At 61.4% G+C, this 23441-nt stretch carries 18 protein-coding genes; 13 read left to right on the top strand and 5 right to left on the bottom strand.

What is annotated here, in order from left to right:
* Nucleotides 1-3 precede the first annotated feature (3 nt).
* Nucleotides 4-975, bottom strand: coding sequence for a GDP-mannose 4,6-dehydratase (gene gmd, locus ACYYKW_RS03920; RefSeq protein ID WP_093096591.1), 972 nt, complete (start codon nt 973-975; stop codon nt 4-6).
* Complete coding sequence (locus ACYYKW_RS03915; protein ID WP_258451090.1) at nt 972-1886, bottom strand: GDP-mannose 4,6-dehydratase; 915 nt, start codon at nt 1884-1886, stop codon at nt 972-974. Before ACYYKW_RS03915 ends, gmd begins: the two co-directional genes overlap by 4 nt.
* 427 nt (nt 1887-2313) lie before the next feature.
* On the opposite strand from ACYYKW_RS03915, the gene ACYYKW_RS03910 reads away from it, so the two are divergent.
* From ACYYKW_RS03910 to ACYYKW_RS03880, 7 genes are all read left to right on the top strand, one after another.
* Nucleotides 2314-3942, top strand: a complete 1629-nt coding sequence (locus tag ACYYKW_RS03910) for a glycosyltransferase (protein ID WP_464989465.1) — start codon at nt 2314-2316, stop codon at nt 3940-3942.
* Nucleotides 3936-5240 (top strand): glycosyltransferase, encoded by a 1305-nt coding sequence (locus ACYYKW_RS03905; protein ID WP_464989464.1) that lies wholly within the window; start codon nt 3936-3938, stop codon nt 5238-5240. The genes ACYYKW_RS03910 and ACYYKW_RS03905 overlap by 7 nt, the downstream gene beginning before the upstream one ends.
* Nucleotides 5237-6112, top strand: coding sequence for a class I SAM-dependent methyltransferase (locus ACYYKW_RS03900; RefSeq protein ID WP_336356571.1), 876 nt, complete (start codon nt 5237-5239; stop codon nt 6110-6112). The genes ACYYKW_RS03905 and ACYYKW_RS03900 overlap by 4 nt, the downstream gene beginning before the upstream one ends.
* Entirely contained in the window at nt 6109-7263 is a 1155-nt protein-coding gene (locus tag ACYYKW_RS03895) for an acyltransferase family protein (RefSeq protein ID WP_464989463.1), read from the top strand. The genes ACYYKW_RS03900 and ACYYKW_RS03895 overlap by 4 nt, the downstream gene beginning before the upstream one ends.
* Nucleotides 7257-8084 carry a class I SAM-dependent methyltransferase gene (locus tag ACYYKW_RS03890; protein ID WP_093096606.1) on the top strand — a complete coding sequence of 276 codons (828 nt, stop codon included), beginning with the start codon at nt 7257-7259 and terminating at the stop codon, nt 8082-8084. Before ACYYKW_RS03895 ends, ACYYKW_RS03890 begins: the two co-directional genes overlap by 7 nt.
* Nucleotides 8085-8225: 141 nt before the next feature.
* Entirely contained in the window at nt 8226-9410 is a 1185-nt protein-coding gene (locus ACYYKW_RS03885) for a DUF3142 domain-containing protein (RefSeq protein WP_464989462.1), read from the top strand.
* Nucleotides 9397-11535, top strand: a complete 2139-nt coding sequence (locus ACYYKW_RS03880; protein ID WP_464989461.1) for a hypothetical protein — start codon at nt 9397-9399, stop codon at nt 11533-11535. The genes ACYYKW_RS03885 and ACYYKW_RS03880 overlap by 14 nt, the downstream gene beginning before the upstream one ends.
* On the opposite strand, the gene ACYYKW_RS03875 is transcribed toward ACYYKW_RS03880, so the two are convergent.
* On the bottom strand, nt 11532-12161 hold the full coding sequence (locus tag ACYYKW_RS03875; protein ID WP_093096615.1) for a LysE family translocator: 630 nt from the start codon (nt 12159-12161) through the stop codon (nt 11532-11534). The genes ACYYKW_RS03880 and ACYYKW_RS03875 overlap by 4 nt on opposite strands.
* 144 nt (nt 12162-12305) lie before the next feature.
* Between ACYYKW_RS03875 and ACYYKW_RS03870 the strand changes: the two genes are divergently transcribed.
* On the top strand, nt 12306-12779 hold the full coding sequence (locus tag ACYYKW_RS03870; protein WP_332763964.1) for an Lrp/AsnC family transcriptional regulator: 474 nt from the start codon (nt 12306-12308) through the stop codon (nt 12777-12779).
* A 125-nt stretch (nt 12780-12904) separates the two neighbouring features.
* Here the strand turns inward: ACYYKW_RS03870 and lpdA are convergent, their stop codons facing one another.
* Nucleotides 12905-14305 (bottom strand): dihydrolipoyl dehydrogenase, encoded by a 1401-nt coding sequence (gene lpdA, locus ACYYKW_RS03865; protein ID WP_464989460.1) that lies wholly within the window; start codon nt 14303-14305, stop codon nt 12905-12907.
* A gap of 210 nt (nt 14306-14515) precedes the next feature.
* Between lpdA and hflK (ACYYKW_RS03860) the strand changes: the two genes are divergently transcribed.
* The 5 genes from hflK (ACYYKW_RS03860) to cfaB all read left to right on the top strand — a co-directional run bounded on the left by hflK (ACYYKW_RS03860) (nt 14516) and on the right by cfaB (nt 21867).
* Nucleotides 14516-16477: a protease modulator HflK gene (hflK, locus tag ACYYKW_RS03860; protein ID WP_464989459.1), complete on the top strand. Its 1962-nt coding sequence runs from the start codon at nt 14516-14518 to the stop codon at nt 16475-16477.
* The gene (hflC, locus tag ACYYKW_RS03855) at nt 16474-17520 is read left to right on the top strand and encodes a protease modulator HflC (RefSeq protein ID WP_464989458.1); all 1047 of its coding nucleotides are present in this window, start codon (nt 16474-16476) and stop codon (nt 17518-17520) included. Before hflK (ACYYKW_RS03860) ends, hflC begins: the two co-directional genes overlap by 4 nt.
* A complete protein-coding gene (gene hflK, locus ACYYKW_RS03850; protein ID WP_464989457.1) occupies nt 17517-18566 on the top strand; it encodes a protease modulator HflK in 1050 nt (349 codons plus the stop codon). The genes hflC and hflK (ACYYKW_RS03850) overlap by 4 nt, the downstream gene beginning before the upstream one ends.
* The gene (locus tag ACYYKW_RS03845; RefSeq protein WP_093096641.1) at nt 18563-20482 is read left to right on the top strand and encodes a cation-translocating P-type ATPase; all 1920 of its coding nucleotides are present in this window, start codon (nt 18563-18565) and stop codon (nt 20480-20482) included. Before hflK (ACYYKW_RS03850) ends, ACYYKW_RS03845 begins: the two co-directional genes overlap by 4 nt.
* 197 nt (nt 20483-20679) lie before the next feature.
* Nucleotides 20680-21867, top strand: a complete 1188-nt coding sequence (gene cfaB, locus ACYYKW_RS03840; RefSeq protein WP_093096646.1) for a C17 cyclopropane fatty acid synthase CfaB — start codon at nt 20680-20682, stop codon at nt 21865-21867.
* 24 nt (nt 21868-21891) lie between these two features.
* Here cfaB and cls read toward each other — a convergent pair whose 3' ends face one another.
* The gene (gene cls, locus ACYYKW_RS03835) at nt 21892-23331 is read right to left on the bottom strand and encodes a cardiolipin synthase (protein WP_093096651.1); all 1440 of its coding nucleotides are present in this window, start codon (nt 23329-23331) and stop codon (nt 21892-21894) included.
* Between the last annotated feature and the right edge of the window lie 110 nt (nt 23332-23441).

Here is a 23441-nt window from a genome sequence, read left to right as displayed (position 1 = left end):
GGCCTACTCCTTGGCGACGCGTTTCATGTCCGCATCCATCATCATGCGGATCAAGGTATCCAGGTCGGTTTTCGGCTTCCAGCCCAGCACCCGCTGAGCCTTGGCCGGATTGCCGAGCAGCACTTCGACTTCGGCCGGGCGGAAGAACGCCGGGTCGATCTTCACAAAGTCGCGGTAGTCGAGGCCGACGTGATCGAAGGCGATCCGGCACATTTCCCGCACCGTGGTGGTGACGCCGGTGGCGACCACGAAATCGTCGGGCTTGTCCTGTTGCAGCATCAACCACATGGCTTCGACGTAATCACCGGCAAAGCCCCAATCGCGTTTCGCATCGATGTTGCCCAGAGCCAGCTCCTGCTGTTTGCCCTGCTTGATGCGTGCTGCGGCGTCAGTAACCTTGCGCGTTACGAACTCAATGCCCCGCAGCGGTGATTCATGGTTGAACAGAATGCCGCTGCTGGCGTGCAGGTTGAAACTTTCGCGGTAATTGACGGTGATCCAGTGGCCGTAGAGCTTGGCCACGCCATACGGACTGCGTGGGTAGAACGGGGTGTTTTCGTCCTGCTGCTCCGCCTGGATCAAGCCGAACATTTCGCTGGTCGAGGCCTGATAAAAGCGCGTGTGCGGACTGAACTGGCGGATCGCTTCGAGCAGATGGGTGACCCCCAGGCCGTCGACGATGCCGGTGGTCACCGGCTGATTCCACGAGGCGGCGACGAAGCTTTGCGCGGCGAGGTTATAGATTTCGTCGGGTTTGGCTTGAATGACTGCACGCTGTACCGAGCACGCATCGGCCATATCACCGTCCAGATAGACAATGTCGGCTTCGACGCCCATTTCGCGCAGACGCCAGCGTGAATCGCTGCTGCGTCGGGCGACGAAGCCGTAAACCGTGTAGCCCTTGTCGAGCAACAATTTGGCCAGATACGCGCCGTCCTGGCCGGTGATCCCTGTGATCAGTGCACTTTTGGTCATTCTTGTCGTACTCGCGTCTCCCAGTCGGACAGGATCGTCCGCAGGGATTGTTGTGTGGTGATGGCCGGCGCCCATCCGGTGGCTGTGGCCAGTTTTGCGTGGTTGCCGCAAACGCGACGCTGATCGGCACGGCGCATCCGCGCCGGGTCCTGAACCAGTTGCAACTCGACCTCGGCAAGGTCGCCCAGCTGTTCGATCAGGCTGCGAATGCTTTGCTCGCGGCCTGAACAAATGTTGTAGACCTGCCCGGCCGTACCGCTTTCAAGCAGCGCCAGATAGGCCGAGATCACATCGCCGACATCGAGAAAATCACGGGTGACGTCGATGTCGCCGACTTCCAGTTGTGGCCCTTGCAGGCCAAGTTTGATGCGGTTGATCTGGCGCGCGGCACTGGCGATGACAAAGCTGTCTTTCTGCCCGCTGCCGATGTGATTGAACGGCCGCGCGACCAGCACCGGCCAGCCTTCGCTCAGGCCCCATTGCAGGCTGAGAAACTCGGCGGACAATTTGCTTACGGCATACGGGTTGCGCGGGCAGGGCGGATGCTGTTCGGTAATTGGCAAAGCGCTTTCGCCGACCTGTCCGTAGACATCGCCGGAGCTGACATACAGAAACGTGCCAGTGAAGCCACGGGCCTTGAGCGCCTGCAACAGATTGAGGGTGCCGAACAGATTGATGGCGAGGGTGCGTGCCGGATCGCGGAAGGCTTCAGGAACGAAAGTTTGTCCGGCCAGATGAATCACCGCGTCGGGCATTTGCGGCCACAGATCACTGAGGCTCTCGGCATCCGTCAGGTCGTAGGGCGCTGCGGCAGGCAGCAACTCCCATGTCGAATCAGGCGAGGCCAGACGAGACTGAAGATGTTGTCCCACGAAACCGGTAAGGCCCGTGACGAACAGACGTTTTTTCAAGCAGCGACCCCTTGGTCTTGAACTTGCGCACTTTCCCACAGAGTTTAAGGAGAGGTCTGTCAGACCGATGGAAAAACCGGTTGAAAGACGGGCGAAGTCCGTTGTTGTAGTTGTTTGTGCCCAATCTGTGCCAATTGCGCGGCAATTTCAACAGGGCAAACCGTGACCGGTCAGTTCTCGTCAGCGTAGCCGGATTTATTCTCGGCGGGCGGTTCCCGGAGCTGCGATGGATGTGTTTAGAATGGCCCTCGTCGCCATTCCCCAGGTTCGCTGCGGGTATTGCGCAACAGGGTGAAACCGACCACTAAAACAAGAACGAAGACGTGTCTGAGGTAGTTGGGGATCAGCAGCGGCAATGCCGGCTGAAACCCGTGCCCGGCCGTCACAGCATGAGGTTGCCGGGACGGCTGCTTCATCGTGGGATGCCATGAATTTCATTCTTTACTCGGACGTCAACGATCGCTCCATTAGTCAAAGTCTGGGGCGGCCGGAATACAGTTACTATTTCGTACTCAAGGCCTATCGCCCGGTGCTGGAAAGCCTTGGCCAGGTGCATATGGTGGCCTCGCCTGACGACGTCGATCCGTTGTATCTGCAATTGCGTCAGGCCGGTGAAGACTGCCTGTTCCTGTCGTTTGCGCCGCCACACAAAACCCCGACCGGGCTGCAATGCCCGATGGTCTGCGTGATTGCCTGGGAGTATGACTCGATCCCCAGCGAATTCGCCGCCGGCGATGAACGCCAGGACTGGCGCCCGATGCTCGCACGCCATGGCCGGGTAATCACCTTGTCCACCCACACCGCGCAGGCCATTCGCCGCAGCCTCGGTGCAGATTTCCCGGTACTGGTATTGCCCACGCCGCTATGGGAGCGCTTCGCTCAAGTGCGCCAGGACTACCCCAGTGTCCCGGTAAACCCCGGCAGTACCTTGCAGATCAAGGGCTGCATCATCGACAGCCGCGCATTGGGCCTGTCGGCCGATGGCTTGATCGCACCGATTCACAATGAACAGGAGCTGGAGATCCGGGGCCTCGCGGAACCAGCCGATGAGCCGCCGCCCGAGCCGGAACCCCCGCCCGAGCTGACCCTGCGGCGAAGGCTTTTGATCAGCAAGCATTATTTGCGTGAGGGCTACCGGGCACTGACGACGCCTTCCGAGCACCGGCCGCTGTTTCTGCTCAAGCACAACCTGTTGCAGTGGTATCGCGAAGCGCTCAGTGATCTATTCACCAGGGCTGACCGGCAGGCGCTCGCCGATGCGCCCACGCCTGCTGTCGATTGCTTGCCCATCACGGTGGAACAAGCGCAAGAGCAGACCGAACACCCGCAAGCCGTACTGCCCGACACCGACACTCAGGTGCAGGTCGACGTCAGCGGTGTGGTGTATGTCAGCGTGTTCAACCCCGAGGACGGACGCAAGAACTGGCATCACCTGATCACCGCGTTCTGCTGGGCCATGCGCGATGTCGAAGACGCCACGCTGGTGCTGAAAATCACCCAGAACGATCTGTCGAGTTACTACATTCATCTGATCACGTTGCTTTCGCAACTGTCGCCGTTTGCCTGCCGGGTGGTGGTGATGCACGGCTATCTCGAGGACGAGGAGTTTGCCCGCCTGTATGGCGCCGCCAGTTTTTACGTCAACGCATCGCGCTGCGAAGGGTTGTGCCTGCCGTTGATGGAATTCATGTCCTGCGCACGACCGGTGATTGCGCCTGACCACACCGCCATGGGCGATTACATCGACGAACGTGTCGGCTTCATCGTCAAATCTAGCCGCGAGCCGACCATCTGGCCGGAAGACCTGCGCATTCTCTATCGCACCCTGCGCCATCGCCCTGATTGGGGCTCATTGAAAGCCGCTTATGAAAACAGCTATGCCATGGCCAAACAGCAACCAGAGGCCTATCAGGCAATGGCGGCCGCGGCCAGTGAACGCATGCGTGAATATTGCGGTTTCGCGCCGGTGCAGCAGCGCGTAAAAACGTTTTTCGACCTGCAGGCGCCAGGTGAAATTACGCCCGTAGCAATCAAGAGCGGGGCGGCCTCATGCTGATCATCATTCATTCGGAAACCAACAAGAGCAACATCCAGCAGAACCTCGGACGGCCCGAGTACAGCTATTACTTCGTGCTCAAGGAGTTCCGCCCGGTGCTGGAGCGGATTGGTCAGGTGATCGAAGTCAGCAACCCTGACGAACTGGTCGACCGCTTGTATTTCGACTGCCAGAGTCGCGGCGAAGACTGCGTTTTTCTGTCGTTCTCGCCACCGCATCGCACGCCGATTCATTACGCATGCCCGACCATTCCAGTGTTCGCCTGGGAGTTCAGCACCATCCCCACCGAGAGCTGGCAGGGTGAACCACGGCATGACTGGAGGGTGGTCTTGCAGGCGTGCGGCCGGGCGATCACCCATTCGATGTTCACCGTCAACGCGGTGCGCGATGTGATGGGGGCCGACTATCCGGTGTGCGCGATTCCCGCGCCGGTGTGGGACCGTTTTGCCGCGCGCGGTGAGGCATTGCTCAAGCGACCGGTGGTGGAGGGCGTAACGCTCAATCTGCGCGGATTGCTGATCGACAGTCGCGAGACGGATCTGCGTCCGTATGGCCCACCGGGGCTGTGCGAGGGCACGCCCATATCGTTTGACGCACCGGCGCAGGATTGCCCGTTGCAGTTGGACGGCGTGGTCTACACCTCGGTGTTCAACCCTTACGACGGACGCAAGAACTGGCAGGACATGATCAGTGCGTTCTGCACCACGTTTCGCGAGGTCAGCGATGCGACGCTGGTGCTGAAACTGACGCATCACGACATCGCCAATGCACTGACCGACATGCTCCATCACTTGTACAAGAACCAGTTTTATCAGTGCCGGATCGTGCTGATCCACGGCTATCTGGCCGATGCCGACTACGAGGCGCTGGTTCAGGCCACCAGTTATGTGGTCAACAGTTCCTATGGCGAAGGCCAGTGCTTGCCGCTGATGGAATTCATGTCCTGCGGCAAACCGGCGATTGCCCCGGTCAACACGGCGATGGCCGATTACGTCAGCGGCGACAACGCCTTTCTGGTCGACTTCACTGAAGAACTCACGGCCTGGCCGCACGACCCGCGCGCCGCCTACCGAACCTTGCGTTACATGACCGATTGGGATTCATTGTGCGTGGCCTATCGCGACAGCTACGCGGTGGCGAAAGACGATCCGCAGCGTTACGCCGCCATGTCCGCCGCAGCGGTGCAAAGCCTGCAACGCTTCTGCAGCCAGGCCAGCACCGAGCAGCGCTTGCGCGCCTTTCTCGAGTCGCCGTTGCCCGCGGTCGCGCCGGTGCCTGCGCAAGCGTCGCTCGCATGATACGGCGACTGCTCGCGCGATGGCTGCCGGCACCTGCCGCGCAACCTGTGGCGGAACCGCCGGCAACGCTGTCGCCGCGCGATGTCGGTTTACACGACGCGGTGCTCGACGGCTGGTTCCTCAACGACAGCGGCGAGTTGCTCAAGGGCTTTGCGATAACCGCCGACGACAGTGTGCTTGACGTCGGTTGCGGCGAAGGCGTGGCGACGCTGTTCGCCGTGCGTCAGGGGGCTTCGGTGATCTTCACCGACAGCGAGCACGACAAGGTGCGTGACCTTGCGCGGCAAGTCGAGGCACACGGCGCAAAAGCCAGTCTTGGTCTGGTCAGCAACAGTTTGCCGTTGCCGCTGGCGGACGGCTGCGCGAGCAAGGTGGTGTGCATGGAAGTGCTGGAGCACATCGCCGAACCCGAGCCGTTCATGGCCGAGCTGGTGCGCATGGGACGTCCCGGCGCGCAGTATCTGCTCAGCGTCCCGGCACCTGCCGGTGAACATCTGCAGAAAGGCATCGCCCCGGCCAGCTACTACCAGTCACCCAACCATGTGCAGATTTTCAGCGCAGAGCGCTTCGCCGCGTTGGTGGAGGAGGCGGGCCTGGTGATCGAGCATCGTCAGGCCAGCGGCTTCTTCTGGGTGATGGGCATGATCTTTTTCTGGGCCGGCGAACGCGCCGCCGGACGTGATCCGGGCGGCGCGGTGCGGGACCGCATTCAGCCGCCGTTCATGCCGTTAATGGAGAGCTGGGCGCGAACCTGGCAGGACTTGCTCACGCAGCCTGGCGGACTGGCGATCAAACAAACCCTCGACAGCTTCCTGCCCAAGAGCCAGGTGATCATCGCTCGAAAGCCACTCGATGCCGGGGATGCGCCATGAGCGGCAAACGCATCATGGACATCGAAGTGCTGCGCGCCATCGCGGTTTTGGGCGTGCTGTTTCACCACTTGCAAGGCAGCCTGTTCACCGATGCTGTGCCGCTGCTGACAGAAATCCATGCCTGGGCGCAGCCGTGGTGGGGCGTCGACCTGTTTTTCGCCATTTCCGGTTTTGTCATCGCGCGCAGCCTGATCCCGGCCTTGCAAGACTGCACCAGTCGCCAGCAATACTGGCAGCAGACGCGCAATTTCTGGCTGCGCCGCGCCTTTCGCTTGTTGCCTTCGGCCTGGCTGTGGCTGGCGCTGATGTTGCTGGCGTGCCTGTTCGTCAACCGTTCGGGAGCGTTCGGTACGCTGTCGGCCAACTGGCAAGCGACCCTTGCCGGGGTCTTTCAGTACGCCAACTTTCGCTTCGCCGACAGCTTCTTCCGCTATGAATATGGCAGCAGTTTCGTCTACTGGAGTCTGGCGTTGGAGGAGCAGTTCTACCTGCTGTTTCCGCTGCTGATCGTGCTCTGTCGCAAGCATCTGGTGTGGGTGCTGCTGGCGCTGATCGCGGTGCAGATTTTTACGCTGCGTACGCCGTTGCTGATGGTGGTGCGTACCGATGCGCTGGCCCTCGGCGTGCTGCTGGCGATGTGGAGTGCGCAGCCGGGCTATCAACGCTGGCGACCGGATGTTTTGCGCCGGCCCTGGCTGGGAATCGGCGCGCTGATCCTGATCGCTGCGCTGCTGAGTTTCATGGCCACCGACCGCTTCACCTTCGCCTGGTATCGCATCGGTTCGATCGCCGTTCTCAGCGCCATTTTGGTGTGGATCGCTTCGTACGATCAAAACTATCTAATGCCGGCCGGTGCGGTGCAGCGCCTGCTGGGATGGGTCGGCAGCCGTTCCTACGGCATCTATCTGATCCACATCCCGGCCTATCAACTGGTGCGAGAGCTGATCTTTCGCTTGCAAAGCGCCGGTCTGCCCAGCTCCGCCGGCCACCCGATCCTGACGCTGCTGATCGCCTTCGGCCTGATCGTGCTGCTCAGTGAACTGAATTACCGTCTGGTCGAAATGCCCATGCGCAACCGCGGTGCCGCACTGCTGCGACGCCTCGGTACCGCGCGATCCGCCGCCCCTGCCACTGGAGCCACCTCATGTTGAGCCTGTTGAAAAAACTCACGGCGGCCACGCCAGCCCCGGCGTCGACGCAACCGGTTGCGCCAGCCGCCAGCAAAGTCGATCCGTACATGCTTGGCTTGTACGATGCCAAGCTCAGTGGCTGGTTCAACCAGGAGACCAACGAGCTGTTCAAAGGCTTCGTGGTGTCCGCCGAAGACACCTTGCTCGACGTCGGCTGTGGCGACGGCGGCAACGTGCATTTCTGCGGTATGCGCGGGGCCAGGATCATCATCGCTGACATCGACGCGGCCAAGGTCGAAGCTACCCGTCAACGCCTGAGCGATACTCCGGCGCGGGACGTCGAATGCCACGTCACCGATTGCAACCCGCTGCCGATTGCCGATGCGACGGCCACGCGCGTGGTGTCTACCGAGGTGATCGAACACGTCGACGACCCGGCGCAGTTTCTCGCCGAGCTGGTGCGCGTCGGCAAACCGGGTGCGTTGTACCTGTTGAGCGTGCCGCATCCCAGCTCTGAAGACCTGCAAAAAGACATCGCCGCCGCCGAGTATTTCCAGAAGCCCAACCACATCCGCATCCTCAGCGAAGAGCAGTTCAAGACGCTGGTCAGCGACGCCGGGCTGGAGATCATCAGTCACAGCCAGTACGGTTTTTACTGGTCGATGTGGATGCTGCTGTTCTGGGAAGCCAAAGTCGATTTCAGCAATCCGGACCATCCGTTGCTCAACCACTGGGCCGAAACCTGGCAAGCGCTGCTGGATTCGCCGCGTGGCGCACAGATCAAGCAGGCGCTGGATGCGGTCGTAGCGAAAAGTCAGGTCATCATCGCGCGCAAGCCCTGACACATTCCTGTAGGAGTGAGCCTGCTCGCGATAGCGTTGAGTCAGTCGAAACAGTTTTAACTGACGCACCGCTATCGCGAGCAGGCTCGCTCCAGGGGTTTTGTGTAACCTTGCGGCCTCGTTCTCCAGGATCTGCAAGGTATGCGGCGTCTCGTCGGTCTATGTATTTTGATGCTGCTGTGTGCCTGCAAACCGCAGGATGCCCCGCCCCTCGACCAGCAACTGTATGTCTGGCAACGCCAGTGGACGGCCGCCCACGAGGCGGCGCTGCGTGACAGCCGCGCGGATTTTTCCACGCTGCGGGTGCTGGCGCTGCAAGCCTTCCCGAACGCAGGCTGGAGCCGGGCGCGGGTCGATGCGCCGTTGCTGAAGGCCGATGGCCGGGCGTTGATTGCGGTAGTGCGCCTCGACGGCCAGCTCAAGGCGCTGGATCAGCAACAGGTCACCGCACAGATTCTGCACGTGCTCGCCGATTGGCAGGCGCAGGGCCTGACATTGAGCGGCATCGAGATCGATCACGATGCCGGCAACGCGCGCTTGCCGGCCTACGCTGAATTCCTCCAACAGCTGCGCTCGGCATTGCCGGCGACGTTACAGCTGAGCATCACCGCGCTGCCGGCCTGGCTCGACAGCCTTCAACTGCCGGCGCTGCTGCAAAAGGTCGACAGCAGCGTGCTGCAAGTGCACGCAGTCAGCGATCCTCGGCGCGGTCTGTTCGATCCCGAGCAAGCGCTGAAGTGGACCAGGGCCTGGGCGCGCATCACTGACAAGCAGTTCTATCTGGCACTGCCCGCCTATGGCGTGGCGTTGTTGGCGGATGACGGTGGGGCACCGGTGGTGGAAAGCGAAGTACGACTGGAGCGGGGCGGTCAGCGTCGGGAACTGCTTGCCGATCCGCTGCAACTCAGCCGGCTCGGCCAAACATTACGCGATGATCCGCCGAAGCACCTGGCCGGGCTGATCTGGTTCCGCCTGCCGCTGGCCAATGACCGTCGCGCCTGGAGCCTGACTACGCTGGCGGCGGTTGCCCGTGGCAATCAACTGAACAGTCGGCTCAGCGTGACGCTCAGCGAACACGCCGGCCTCTACGACATCCAGCTCGTCAACTCGGGCAATCTCGACAGTGCCTGGCCTGCGCAAATTACCCTGAAGGCAAAAAACTGCGAAGGCGCCGATGCGCTCGTTGGTTACTCGTTGCAACAAAGTGCCGATCTGCTTACCTTCACCCGCCTGCGCGACGGCCGCTTGCCGGCGGGCGGACAACGCGCCATCGGTTGGGCGCGTTGCGCCAATATTGATCAAGGAGGTTCGCATGTTGTCCCGTAACTGGCCGCGTCATCTGCTTTGCCTGAGCCTCAGCCTGCCGCTGGGTTCGGCGCTGGCCTGCGGGCCGGATTTTCCGATGCGCCTGCTCGACGATCGCGGTCAGACCTTGGCCGATCTGCCCGAAGGCAACTTCAATTTCGAGCTCAGTCGTCTGGGTAAAACCATCGCCGGGCTGAAAAACGCGACCGCTATCACGCACAATCCCAACGATATGTACGGCGAAGAAAACGCTGCCGCCATTGCTCGGGAACAAGCCGAGCAGGCAGGCCTGAGCGCCGAGCAGCAAGCCTTGGTCAAACGACTGCGCGGTCTGACCGATGCGCGCCAGGTCGAAGCACAGGGCGCCAGTCTGCCCGCGGAAATCCGTTGGTACGTTGCTGGTGCCGTAGCCTTTGCGACCGGTGAGCATCAACAGGCTGTCGAGTATTTCAACAAAGTGCTGGCGCTGCCAGCCGATCAGCGTCCGCTGCGCAGCACCTGGGCGGCCTATTCGCTGGGCCGCACATGGCTGGCGGCGAGCGCCGAGGCCACTGATGCAATCTCCGCACTGGAGCAGGCGCGTGCGGCGTACCGCCAGACACGGCAACTGAGCGTCGATGGCTTCAGTGATCCGCTGGAACTGGGCGTGGCCAGCCTCGGCGAGGAAGCACGGGTGCTGCGCAGCGCCGGTGACTGGAGCGGCGCCATCGAATTGTACGAAGCGCAGAACCTGCACGGCTCGGCGGTGGGTTACACCTCGCTGAAACAATTGATGAATGAACTGGCGGAGCTGCCCGAGGCTGAGCTGGCGAAACTGCTCGAGCATAAAGCGGTGCAGCAACTGGTCACGGCATCGCTGGTCAGCCGTCAGGGTTGGTCATTTGGCGATCAGCCACCGAACGAAAAGAAACTGGTGACGCTGTTGCAAAACAGCACCCGAGGCAGCCTGGACAATGCCGATCGTCTGGCGGCGATGAGTTATCAACAGGGTGATTACGCAAGCGCCAAAGCCTTTCTGGTGAATGCTGGAGACGGGGGGCTCGCGTGGTGGTTAAGAGCCAAACTGGCCGTGCGTGACGGCGATAAAACGGCCGCTGCCGCAGCGTATTCGAAAGCCGCGCAAGCCTTTCCGCAGACTGAGGATTGGGGTTACCGGCGCACACCGGACTGGGCCTATGAAACCGTGCAGCCGAAGTGCCGGGTTGAGGGCGAGAGCGCGATCCTGGCGTTGCAACGCGGCGAGTACCTGCAAGCGTTCGTGCAGTTGTATCGCAGCAACAGTGTCTATTGGTTCGACGCGGCCACTGTGGCCGAGCGCGTGCTGACGGTCGATGAGCTGAAACGCTACGTCGATGACAACGTCCCTGCGCCGCCCGTGTTGACCCAGCAGGAGCGCGACAACTATGTGCCGCTGCCGGTGGCGGCCAGCCTGCGCAATCTGCTCGGTCGGCGCCTGCTGCGCGAAGGCCATTACCAGGAGGCGGTGGCTTATTTCGACAACCCGGACCTGCAGAACAAGGCGCGTCTTTACGGCGAACAACGCCTCAAGGCCGACGCCGCGTGGTGGCCGACCAAACGCGCGAGTGCCTTGTACAACGCCGCGTGGACGGCCCGCGAATGGGGCATGGACATTCTCGGCTACGAAATGGCCCCGGACTACGCCACGTTCGGCGGCAATTACAGCCTGGAACGCGCCGAGCTGAAGGTCGGGCCGCTGGTTTCCGAAGCAGAAGTGCAACGCCAGCAGGCCAGCGCTGCGCAGCCGGATCAGCGTTACCACTATCGTTTTGTCGCCACCGAACTGGCTGGCCGCGCCGCCGATAACCTGCCGCATACCAGTCAGGCCTTTGCCGCGGTGTTGTGCAATGCGGCCGGCTGGAACAGCAGCCTGGAAGACCAGAGCGCGCTGTATCAGCGTTACGTCAGGCAAGGCCCGTACGTGCCGTGGGCGGTGGATTTCGGCAATCAATGCCCGTACCCGGATTTCGAGAACGCCGACAAGCGTTACGTGACGCAGTTTACCGATGCCGTACGCGCGTCGCTGCGGCCGTACAAGTGGCCAGTGCAGATCGGCGCGCTGGGGCTCGTTGTCGCTGCGGCGTTGCTGCTGATCAGTCGCCGCCGGCGCAAGGCAGGCAAAGGCTAGGCTTGCTGGACAAAGGTCAGGCGTACGGCGAAGCCGATCAACAGGCTGCCGAACAGCCACTGCTGTACGCGCTGGGCCGTTGGATGATGTTGTAACCAACGACCCAGTGCAGCTCCGGTCAGGGCATACGCGCTATCGAACATGAAGCCGATGCCGACCAGCAATGCGCCAAGCACGGCGAACTGGCTGAGCACCGGCGTACCGTCATTGACGATGAATTGCGGCAACAGCACCGAGCAGAACAGCAGCGCCTTGGGGTTGAGCAGGTTGGTCAGCAGGCCTCGGCGAATGGCCGTGCGCCACTGCCCGTTTCGATCGGCGCCTGCTTCAGTGTTCAGCGGCGGCAGCAAGGTGCTGCGCAGGCATTGCAGGCCGATCCATAGCAGATACGCCGCGCCGGCCAGGCGCACCACCTCGAAGGTCCACGGTGCTGCCTTGAACAACGCCGCCAGTCCCAATGCGGCGAGCGCTACATGGCAAGCGCGAGCGATGCCCAGACCGATGGCGGTGGCCAGCGCCGGCCCGCGACCCTGACGGGCGCCGGTCTGCAGCAACAGAATCATGTCCGGGCCGGGCAGTAAAAGAACCACAGCCAGAGCCAGGAAAAACAGCCAGAGGTTTGTCATGTTGCAGCCCTTGCGCAGTTGATTCGATCGGCCAATTCTAGGGCCGAAGACTGGCGCAGGTGGTTGCGTAGTTCACTTCAAAATCAGCGTGCGTTGGCATAATCTGCTGATTTTCTACGCTATAACAATCGGGATCTGCCAACCATGAAACTTGACGCTTTCGATCGCAAGATTCTCGCCGCGCTGCAACGCAACGGCCGGCTGAGCAATGTCGAACTGGCGGAGGAAATCGGCCTGTCAGCCTCGCCGTGCCTGCGTCGGGTGCGCATGCTGGAAGAGGCAGGGGTGATTCGTGGTTACCAGGCCAATGTTGATCGCGATGAAGTCGGCCTGGGGCTGACGGTGTTTGTCGGGGTCAAGGTCGAGCGGCACAACGAAGAACGGGCCAATGCGTTCTATGCCGCCGTCACCGCATTGCCTGAAGTGATTTCGGCGTTTCTGGTGTCGGGCGAGTCGGATTTTCTGTTGCAGGTGGTGGTGCCGGACCTGCGAGCCTACGACCGTTTTGTCAGCAGTCATCTGCTGAAACTGCCGGGAGTCAGTGACATTCGCAGCAACTTCGCTATTCATACGGTGAAGACGCCCGGGCCTTTACCGCTGGGGCATCTGCCGGCCTGAGAACGGGGTGCCTTCATCGCTAGCACAGCTAGCTCCCACAGGTTTCGGTCAACCACAAAATGGCTGTTCGCTTGATAACCACTGTGGGAGCCAGCGTGCTGGCGATGGCGATAGCCGTTCAACGCTTACATCTGTGTCGCCATCCCCTCAACATTCATTGCCGCCTGGCGTAACGCCTCTGAGCGGGTCGGATGCGGGTGACAGGTCAGGGCAATGTCTTCAGCCGAGGCGCTGAATTCCATCGCCACGCAAAACTCGCCAATCATCTCGCTGACGCTCGGGCCGACCAGATGTACGCCAAGCACTTCATCGGTGCGCTCGTCGGCGAGGACTTTGGCAAAGCCCTCGGTTTCGTGATTGATCTTCGCCCGGCTGTTGGCGGTGAAGGGGAATTTGCCGACCTTGTAGGCGCGACCTTCAGCTTTCAGTTGCTCTTCGGTCTTGCCGACGCTGGCCAGTTCCGGCCGGGTGTAGATCACGTTGGGGATCAGCTCGTAATTGACCTCGCCGGCCTTGCCGTGGATTTGCTCGATACAGGCCATGGCTTCGTCTTCGGCCTTGTGCGCGAGCATCGGCCCGGACGTCACGTCGCCGATCACCCAGACACCGGGCGCTTCGGTGCGGTGTTGTTTGTTGGTGAGCATGCCGCGCTTGTCGGTGCTCAAGCCGACGTTTTCCAGGCCCAGACCGTGCGTGTAGGGGCGACGACCGATGGACACCAACACGTAATCGGCCTCCAGCGACTCGGCGCTGCCGCCGGCGGCGGGCTCGACAGTGAGTTGCACGCCGCTGGCGGAGGGCGTGGCGCCGGTGACTTTCGAGCCCAGTTTGAAGCTGATGCCCTGCTTGCTCAGCGCGCGTTGTAGGGTTTTACCGGCCTCAGCGTCGACACCGGGGCAGATGCGGTCGAGGTATTCGATCACCGTTACCTGCGCGCCGAGGCGTCGCCAGACAGATCCGAGTTCCAGACCGATCACGCCGGCACCGATGACCACCAGATGGCGGGGCACTTCACTCAAGGACAACGCGCCGGTGGAATCGAGGATGCGCTGGTTGTCGATCTCGACGCCGGGCAGGGGAGTGGGCTCTGAGCCGGTGGCAATAATGATGTCTTTGGCGGTCAGTTCGACCTTGTTGCCCTGATGATCAGTCACGCTGACTTTGCCAGGGCCGTCGATGTGGCCCCAGCCCTTGATCCAGTCGACTTTGTTTTTGCGAAAGAGAAACTCGATGCCCTTGGTCAGGCCAGCGACGCTTTCGTCTTTCTGTTTCATCATCTGCGCGAGGTTCAGCGTCGGTTTGACCTCAATGCCGAGGTTGGCGAATTCCGCACCCATCGCCGCGTCGTACAGTTCCGAGGCGTGCAGCAAGGCTTTTGACGGCATGCAGCCGACATTAAGGCAGGTGCCGCCGAGCGTTGCGCGCCCCTCCACGCAAGCGGCCCTGAGACCCAGCTGGCCAGCACGAATCGCTGCGTTATATCCGCCGGGACCGCCGCCCAGAATCACTACGTCATAGTTGCTCATGCGTTTGCTCCTGCCCGATGGATAAGGATCGTTGACGTTAGTCATGAAATAAAATTACGGGCGTAATATGTGCGCGTTCTGACATTTCGGTCAAGGCTTCAGGCAAGCGACAGGTCTGGCGTCTTTGAATGAACGCAATTGTGGACGAATATTTCACGCTTTTCGTTATATCGTAACGACACGAACGCGGGCCAATCAGTTTGGGGTGATATGCAGGTCGATCTGCAGGTTGAGGGCACGCAAGTGGCCGGACTGCCACGGTTCCAGCAGGCAGCCGTACAGGGCCGGCGGCTACGACGTTGGGCGTTGGGTCTTGGCGGGTTGGCAGGGGCGGGCGTGGTGCTGGCGCTGTTTGTCGGGTTGTTCGCGCCACAGTCCTTGTGGCAACCGTTATTGCTCAATCAAAGTGCCGCGTTGCTGGTGTTGGTCGCGGGGTTGCAATCGGCGTGGTGGCTGACGCAATGGCGTGCACGAGCGATCAATCCAACGCCCTCGACTGCGCTTGCAGACGAAGGAGTTTCACCAGCAGATGGCTGGTACGAGCGATTGCTCGATCGCCTGAGCCAGCGCGGTCTGCATCTGCTCGGCCAGATTGGCGCAGCGACGTTGTGGTTATCCGGCTGGGCGTTGCTGACGCTGCTCAGCGTTGAACAAGCGTGGAATTTGAAATTGCCGAGCGTGGCGGTGGGCCTGTCTGCCACCGTGGCGGCAGCGCTAGGGTTGCTGTTGGCGTTCGGTTTGCTGGTGTTCGAACGGCAACTGGCCCAGGAGAACCCGGCGCAATGGCCGGAAGCAGGGTCGTTGGCGCAACTGACGCGGGTAACGATCATCACGCTGATATTGAGCGCGCTGTGTTTGTTGTTCGCTGGAGAAAATGCGGTCTGGCCGGTGCGTGTCGCCGTGCTGAGCGGGCTCTTGCCGGGTCTCGTTGCTGTTGAATTTTTGTTGCGTGCGGTGCTTTCGCTGTTCAGCCCACGCCGCGAGCAGCTCGAACCGACGCTGCTGGCGCGCAGTTTCGTCGCCGATATGCTGCGCTGGCCGCCGCAACCCTTGCTCGCTTTGCAGCATGAGTTGCACAACCGATTTGGCATCGATCTGCGGCAGATCTGGGCGTTCAGTTTCATGCGCCGGGCATTGTTTCCGGTGTTGGCCCTGGTGGCGGTGGTGGGTTGGTTGCTTACCGGCATTCATGAAATTCCCTTGCAGGGCCGGGGTATCTACGAACGTTTCGGCAAACCTGTGCAGGTGTTCGGCCCCGGTTTACAGGTGGGGTTGCCTTGGCCGCTGGGGCGCGTGTTGAGCGTTGAAAACGGCGTGGTTCATGAACTGGCGACCAGCGTCGGCGAGAACCCCGCACCGCTGCAGGCCGACCCTGCCGAAGGCCCGGCACCGGCGACAGCCAACCGTTTGTGGGACGCCAGTCACGTCAATGACAAGTCGCAAGTCATCGCCAGCCGTCGCGGTGAGCAGCAAAGCTTCCAGATCGTCAACATGGATGTGCGTTTCGTCTATCGCATCGGCCTGAGCGATCAGGCCGCGTTGGCCGCTACCTATAACAGCGCCGACGTGCCGACGCTGATTCGCAGCACCGCCAGCCGGATTCTGGTGCACGACTTTGCCTCGCGCACGCTGGACGGTTTGCTCGGTGAGGACCGCGTCGACCTGGCCGAGGAGATCGGTCGCGCGGTGCAAAGCGATCTGGATTCACTCAACAGCGGCGTAGAAATGCTCGCCACGGTGGTCGAAGCGATTCATCCGCCGGCCGGTGCAGCGAATGCCTATCACAGCGTGCAAGCCGCACAAATCGGCGCGCAGGCGTTGATTGCCCGCGAGCGGGGTGCCGCCGCCGAAGCAAGCAACCAGGCGCAATTGCAGGCCAGCCTGGCGCGCGATCTAGCCACTGCCAACGCGCGGGAAACCAGTGCCACAGCGCAGGCAGCGGATTTGAAATTCGGCGCCGAACGGAAGGCCTTCGCGAATGCCGGCCAAGCCTTTGTGCTCGAGCAATATCTCAGTCAGCTCAGCCAAGGTCTCAGTAAAGCGCCGCTGCTGATCCTTGATCACCGACTGGGCGGCACCACCAACGCCCCAACCATCGACCTGCGTCATTTCACGTTGCCGGCTGACCCGACGCCCGCACGCACCAACGCTCAACCAGGAGTTGCCCATTGAGCCAGTCGCCTACTCACGATTCGCATGACCACAGCGGCCACGATCACGGCCATGACGGGCATCACCAGCATCACGGGCATCACCATCACCACCACGGCGCGCCGCGAGAGGCTGGACCGTTTCCGTGGCGGCGCATGGGCTGGGCAGCGTTGTTGGTCGCGTTTGCGGTTGCAGCGGCGAGCCTTGTGCAAGTGCGCTCCGGCGAAGCCACAGTCATCACACGCTTCGGCAATCCAGCGCGAGTGTTGCTGGATCCCGGCCTGAGCTGGCGCTGGCCGGCACCCTTCGAGGCGGCCATTCCGGTGGATCTGCGTTTGCGTACTACGTCCAGCGGTTTGCAGGATGTCGGTACCCGTGACGGCTTGCGCATCATCGTTCAGGCTTACGTGGCGTGGCAGGTGCAGGGCGACGCGGACAATGTGCAGCGTTTCATGCGCGCCGTGCAAAACCAGCCGGATGAAGCCGCGCGACAAATTCGCACTTTTGTCGGCTCGGCGCTGGAAACCACTGCCAGCAGCTTTGACTTGGCGAGTCTGGTCAACACCGATGCCAGCCAGGTGCGCATCGCCGATTTCGAGGCGCAGTTGCGCCAACAGATCGATCAGCAGCTACTCGCTACTTACGGCGTGCGCGTCGTGCAAGTCGGCATCGAGCGTTTGACCTTGCCATCCGTCACACTCACCGCCACGGTCGATCGCATGCGTGCGGAGCGTGAAACGATTGCCACCGAACGCACAGCGATCGGTAAACGTGAAGCCGCGCAAATCCGTTCCGCCGCCGAACGCGACGCACGCATCGTACAGGCTGATGCGACGGTGAAAGCCGCCGACATCGAAGCGCAATCCCGCGTCGAAGCAGCGCAGATTTATGGCCGCGCCTACGCCAGTTCACCGCAGCTCTACAACTTGCTGCGCTCGCTCGACACCCTTGGAACGATCGTCACGCCAGAAACCAAACTGATTTTGCGGACCGATGCGGCGCCGTTTCGCGTGTTAGTCGACGGGCCGCCGGCACTCGACAATAAAGCCGGATTACAGCCATGACTGATGACGTTCCACGTGGAACACAAACATTGAACAGTCCATGGATTCAGGCTGGGCGCCTGGCATTTCTTGCCTTGTACGCGGTGACGGTGCTGGCTGCGCTGGCTTGGGTGTTTTCCAATGTGCGGCAGATCGACCCGCAAAATCGCGCGGTGGTTTTGCATTTCGGGGCGCTGGATCGCATTCAGAATGCCGGCCTGCTATTGGCTTGGCCACGGCCGTTCGAACAGGTGATCCTGCTGCCGGCAGCGGATCGGGTGATCGAACGGCGCGTGGAAAACCTGTTGCGCAGCGATGAGGCCTTAAAGGCAGATCGGGTCGCTTCGTTTGCCACGCCGTTGAGCGATGCGCTGGCGGGCTCTGGTTATTTATTGACCGGTGATGCCGGTGTCGTACAGCTGGATGTGCGGGTGTTTTACAAAGTCAGCGACCCGTATGATTTCGTTCTGCAAGGCGATCATGTCTTGCCGGCACTGGATCGGCTGGTGACTCGTAGTGCGTTGGCACTGACCGCCGCGCGCGATCTGGACACCATTCTGGTTGCGCGTCCGGAGCTGATCGGTGCGGACAGCCAGGCCGCCGAGCGCCGTGAGCGGTTGCGCGGTGATCTGGTTAGAGCGATCAATCAGCGCCTGGCTGAACTGAAAGCGAGCGGGCAGGGGATTGGTGTCGAAGCGGCGCGGGTCGATGTGCAATCGAGCTTGCCGGAGCCGGCGGTGAGCGCTTTCAATGCGGTCCTGACCGCCAGCCAGCAAGCTGACAAAGCCGTTGCCAACGCGCGCACCGAGGCGGAAAAACTCACCCAGACCGCCAACGAACAAGCCGACCGTACGCTGCAGATTGCCCACGCCCAGGCCGGCGAGCGCTTGGCCAAGGCGTCGGCAGATACCGCCACGGTTGCGAGCCTGGCCAAAAGTGCCGACCCGCAGTTGCTCTTGCGTCTGTATCGCGAGCGCATGTCGAAGATTCTCGGCCAGGCCGGTTCGGTGACCACGGTTAACCCGAAAGACGATTCCCGCCTGATCATTCAGGGAGCCAGCCAATGACTGCGACCACCGCCACGCCGAGCCTGTTGTCCTCGGCCGAACAACGCCGCGCCGCACGACAACTGACCCTGGCCATGCTTGCGCTCGGTTTGCTCGGGCTCGGCCTGATCTGGCGTTGGTGGTTGCCGGAGCAAACCGGGGTCAGCCAATTGCTGTTGGGCTTTGCGTCATTGATGGTCGGGGTGTCGGTGATGCGCTCGGCGTGGTACAGCCTGCGCTATCCGAGCCTGCATGGCATTACCGATCAATTGATTGCGCTGGCCATGCTTGGCGCTTGGGCAACAGGCGATCTGCTCACGGCGGCGTTGTTGCCGATCATCATGATCTTCGGCCATGTGCTGGAGGAACGCAGCGTCATTGGTTCGCAGGAAGCGATTCACGCGCTAGGGCAACTGACGCGCAGCCATGCGCGCAAAATCCAGGCAGACGGCTCGGTCATCGAAGTCGACAACGGCACCCTCAAGCCCGGCGATACCGTTGAGGTGCGGGCCGGTGATCGCGTTCCAGCGGATGGTCGGGTTCTCTCCGGTCAGGCCAGTCTCGATACCGCGTCGATCACTGGCGAATCGGTGCCGGTCGAGGCGGGCGTCGGCATGAGCGTGTTTGGTGGCGCGATCAACCTCGACGGATTACTGCGTATCGAGGTGACGCGCACCGGTGACGAGTCGACCTTGGGCAAAGTCATCGCACTGATGCAGAACGCCGAACGCTCGAAACCGCCGATCACTCGACTGCTTGAACGTTACGCTGGCAGCTACATGATCCTGGTATTGCTGCTGGCCGCTGTGACCTGGTTCATCACCAACGATGCACAGGCGATGCTTGCAGTGCTGGTTGCCGCTTGCCCATGCGCACTGGTGTTGTCGGCACCTGCCACAGCGATTGCCGGCGTCGCAGTAGCGGCGCGTCACGGCATATTGATCCGCAGCTCGGCGTTCCTTGAGGAACTGGCGGATCTGACGTCCTTGGTGGTCGACAAGACCGGAACGCTGACCTACGGCACTTTGCGTCTGCAATCGATCACCGGCGCAGCAGCGGATCATGCGGCGGCGAAGACCTTGGCGGCCAGCCTCGGCGCCGCCAGCAGTCATCCGGTCAGCCGCGCCCTGGCCGGCCTCGTCACTGCGCAAGATTATCTGCCTTTGAGCGATATTCAGGAGCGGCAGGGTCTCGGCGTTGTTGCCATGACCGCGCAGGGCGAAGCGGCACTCGGGCGCCCGGAGCTGTTCGCGCAGTTGGGCATCAGCACCACGCCCGTCCCAGAGCACGATGGGCCGATTGCCGGGCTGGCCTTGAGCGGTGAGTTTCTTGCCTGGCTACTGTTGGCCGACAGCGTGAAACCGGAGGCTCGCTTTGCCCTCAGTGAATTGCGTGAGTTGGGTCTCGGCCGGCAGCTTTTGTTGACCGGCGATCGTCAGAGCGTCGCAAACTCGCTGGCCCAGGAGGTCGGCTTGCACGAGGTCGAAGCGCAGGCCTTGCCCGAAGACAAACTCAATCGCGTGCTCAAGGAAATCGACAGCGGCTTCCGACCAATGGTGGTTGGCGACGGAATCAATGACTCGCTCGCACTTAAGGCTGGCGTAGTTGGCGTGGCGATGGGCGCGGGCGGCGCGGACATCGCGCTGGCCTCGGCCGATATCGTGTTGATCGGTAGCGACCTGCGCCGGCTCGGCACCTGTGTGCGACTCAGCCGCCAGTGCCGCAAGACCTTGCAGGTCAACGTGATCATCGGATTGGGGTGGACGCTGGCAATCGTCGTCTTTGCAGCATTTGGCTGGCTCGGTGTAGCCGGGGCGATGATCGCTGCGCTGCTGCACAACCTCAGCACCTTGCTAGTGCTCGGTAATGCTGGGCGCTTGCTGCGGTTTCAGGAACCATTGGCGAAAATGGATGATGAGCTTCGAAACGATTTGTAACGAACTGCCGGCGAAGTTAGCAGTCATTGGTAGAGAGGGCGCTCCATTTCAAGCCGTCATCGGCTGGAAGACGTGGGTGCAGGATGGCCTGTTGGAGCGTCTGCGACGATAGCTTCGGCTAATCAATTCGATAGCCTGCTATTTTTCCGCGATGGTCTACCCTCAGATCTGACGTCTGAAACAAGGGGGGAATTTCCATGCTCGCGCAACTTCCACCGGCCTTACAGAACCTGCAGCTTCCGCTTCGCCTGCGACTCTGGGACGGCCATGAATTCAATCTGGGGCCGACGCCCAGCGTCACCATCGTGGTCAAGGACCCACAGATGGTCACCCAGTTCACTCACCCAAGCCTCGATGCGCTGGGAGCGGCGTTCGTTGAAGGTAAACTTGAACTGGAGGGCTCGATCAGCGAGGTCATCCGCGTCTGCGATGAACTGAGCAGCGCCTTGCTCGACGAAGACGAAGGCAGTCAGCCGGTGCGTTCCGTGCATGACAAGGAAACCGACGCCAAGGCCATCTCGTACCATTACGACCTTTCCAATGCCTTCTACCAGCTGTGGCTCGACAGCGACATGGTCTATTCCTGCGCGTATTTCGAGACCGGCAGCGAAACCCTCGAGCAGGCGCAACAGGCCAAATTCCGCCATCTGTGCCGCAAGCTGCGCTTGCAGCCGGGCGAGTATTTGCTGGATGTCGGCTGCGGCTGGGGTGGGCTGGCGCGATTCGCCGCACGGGAATTCGGCGCCAGGGTCTTCGGCATCACGCTGAGTCAGGAGCAACTGAAGCTGGCACGTGAGCGGGTCAAGGCTGAGGGGCTGGAAGATCAGATAGAACTGCAATTGCTCGACTACCGCGATCTGCCTCAGGACGGGCGCTTCGACAAGGTGGTCAGTGTCGGCATGTTCGAACACGTCGGCCATGCCAATCTCGCCGAATACTGCAAAACCCTGTTTGGCGCGGTGAAGGAGGGTGGCCTGGTGATGAACCACGGCATCACTGCCAAGCATACCGATGGCCGGCCGGTCGGGCGTGGTGCGGGCGACTTCATTGAGAAATACGTTTTCCCTAACGGCGAGTTGCCGCACCTTTCCATGATCTCGGCGCAGATCAGTGAAGCCGGGCTGGAGATTGTCGACGTGGAAAGCCTGCGCCTGCATTACGCGCGTACGCTGGACCATTGGAGCGAGCGACTTGAGGACAACCTCGAAGCCGCTGGCAAACTGGTACCGGAACAGGCGTTGCGTATCTGGCGCCTGTATCTGGCCGGCTGCGCCTATGCGTTTGCCCGTGGCTGGATCAATCTGCACCAGATCCTTGCGGTGAAGGCGCATCCCGACGGCAGCCATGAATTGCCCTGGACCCGCGACGACATTTATAACCCGTGATCGCAGGCGTCTTCACGGGACGCCTTACAGGATCGGTGATATCAGCCGGGCGATCCGCATGCCGACCTGTTGCAGGCGGTGGATTTCCCGGCTCTCTTCCTTGGCGACTTCGTAAGCCTGGGCGAAGTCTGCTTCGAGCATGTGTTCCACGCTGGCGGCAAAGGCACTGTCGACGGTCAGCAGCATGACCTCGAAATTCAAACGGAACGAGCGGTTGTCGAGGTTGGCGCTGCCGATCGCGCTGATCTCGCTGTCGATCAACACCACTTTCTGATGCAGGAACCCGGGCTCGTAACGGAACACTCGCACCCCGGCGCGCACCGCCTCGAACGCATACAGACTGGAAGCGGCGTAGACGATGCGATGGTCCGCGCGCGACGGCAGCAGTAAGCGCACATCGACGCCGCGCAGCACGGCCAGTCGCAGCGCGGCAAATACCGCTTCATCCGGAATGAAATACGGGCTGGTGATCCACACCCGCTCGGTGGCGGCGTGGATCGCCTCGACGAAAAACAGCGAGCAGGTTTCATAGGCATCGGCCGGGCCGCTGGCGAGCAACTGGCAAAGTACGCCATCGTCCGGATAAGCATCCGGCAGGATCAGCGGCGGCAGGGAGCGTGCCGCCCAGAACCAGTCTTCGGCGAAGGATTCCTGCATGCTCGCGACGACTGGGCCACGGACTTGTACATGGGTATCGCGCCACGGTGCCAGCGGTGGTTTCTCGCCCATGTACTCGTCGCCGACGTTGTGCCCACCGACAAACCCGACGATGCCGTCGACCACGACAATCTTGCGGTGGTTACGAAAGTTGACCTGGAAGCGGTTGAGCCAGCCACTGCGCGTGGCAAATGCTTTCACCGCAACACCGCCGTCGCGCAATGCCTGCACATAGCTATGGGGCAGGGCGTGGCTGCCGATGCGGTCGTACAGCAAGTGAATCGTCACGCCTTCCGCGGCTTTTTTCAGCAGCAGATCACGCAAGCGTTGCCCGAGGCGGTCGTCGTGGATGATGAAAAACTGCACCAGCACGGCTTCTTTGGCCTGCTCGATCGCACTGAAGATCGCCTCGAACGTCGCCGCACCGTTTATCAATAGCTGCACTTCATTATTGGCCAGGCACGGCATCCGCCCAAGTTTTGGCATCGCACGCAACGAGGCATAAGCGTTGGAAGCGCGGGCGGCGAGTGCTTCCTCGACCCACGGGCGCCAGTTCAGCTCGGAGATGGCCACGCGCATCTGTTCGTTGGCCTGGCGCCGCGCCTTGATGTAACCGTCGAAGGTGCTGCGGCCGAAGACCAGATAGGGAATCAGCGTGAGATAGGGAATGAAGATCAGCGACAATGCCCAGGCAATCGAACCCTGCGCAGTGCGCACGGTGAGTACCGCATGTATTGCGGCGATCGATCCGAGGGTGTGAATCAGCGCGATCAGATAACCGAAAATGTGCGGTCCAAAATAATCCATGGGGCAGCCTTGCTCCGGAAGATGCAATGCTTAACAGACCATGTTCGGCGGCGAATGTCGCTATTTAATTGGTCATGAACCGAAGCAAGCGGCCGGCGTCTAACGGCCAC

The sequence above is a fragment of the Pseudomonas sp. 15C genome (assembly GCF_055484735.1).
The sequence above is the reverse complement of the archived record's forward strand: the minus strand, read 5'-3'. Positions and strand labels throughout refer to the sequence as shown.

Excerpts from the sequence above, each read along its gene's own strand:
- ACYYKW_RS03905 (WP_464989464.1), top strand. The coding sequence starts at position 3,936 with ATGCTGATCATCATTCATTCGGAAACCAACAAGAGCAACATCCAGCAG.
- hflK (WP_464989457.1), top strand. The coding sequence starts at position 17,517 with ATGACTGATGACGTTCCACGTGGAACACAAACATTGAACAGTCCATGG.
- cfaB (WP_093096646.1), top strand. The coding sequence starts at position 20,680 with ATGCTCGCGCAACTTCCACCGGCCTTACAGAACCTGCAGCTTCCGCTT.
- cls (WP_093096651.1), bottom strand. The coding sequence starts at position 23,331 with ATGGATTATTTTGGACCGCACATTTTCGGTTATCTGATCGCGCTGATT.
- ACYYKW_RS03845 (WP_093096641.1), top strand. The coding sequence starts at position 18,563 with ATGACTGCGACCACCGCCACGCCGAGCCTGTTGTCCTCGGCCGAACAA.
- ACYYKW_RS03880 (WP_464989461.1), top strand. The coding sequence starts at position 9,397 with ATGTTGTCCCGTAACTGGCCGCGTCATCTGCTTTGCCTGAGCCTCAGC.
- ACYYKW_RS03900 (WP_336356571.1), top strand. The coding sequence starts at position 5,237 with ATGATACGGCGACTGCTCGCGCGATGGCTGCCGGCACCTGCCGCGCAA.
- lpdA (WP_464989460.1), bottom strand. The coding sequence starts at position 14,305 with ATGAGCAACTATGACGTAGTGATTCTGGGCGGCGGTCCCGGCGGATAT.
- hflK (WP_464989459.1), top strand. The coding sequence starts at position 14,516 with ATGCAGGTCGATCTGCAGGTTGAGGGCACGCAAGTGGCCGGACTGCCA.
- ACYYKW_RS03910 (WP_464989465.1), top strand. The coding sequence starts at position 2,314 with ATGAATTTCATTCTTTACTCGGACGTCAACGATCGCTCCATTAGTCAA.
- ACYYKW_RS03870 (WP_332763964.1), top strand. The coding sequence starts at position 12,306 with ATGAAACTTGACGCTTTCGATCGCAAGATTCTCGCCGCGCTGCAACGC.
- ACYYKW_RS03890 (WP_093096606.1), top strand. The coding sequence starts at position 7,257 with ATGTTGAGCCTGTTGAAAAAACTCACGGCGGCCACGCCAGCCCCGGCG.
- ACYYKW_RS03885 (WP_464989462.1), top strand. The coding sequence starts at position 8,226 with ATGCGGCGTCTCGTCGGTCTATGTATTTTGATGCTGCTGTGTGCCTGC.
- gmd (WP_093096591.1), bottom strand. The coding sequence starts at position 975 with ATGACCAAAAGTGCACTGATCACAGGGATCACCGGCCAGGACGGCGCG.
- ACYYKW_RS03875 (WP_093096615.1), bottom strand. The coding sequence starts at position 12,161 with ATGACAAACCTCTGGCTGTTTTTCCTGGCTCTGGCTGTGGTTCTTTTA.
- ACYYKW_RS03895 (WP_464989463.1), top strand. The coding sequence starts at position 6,109 with ATGAGCGGCAAACGCATCATGGACATCGAAGTGCTGCGCGCCATCGCG.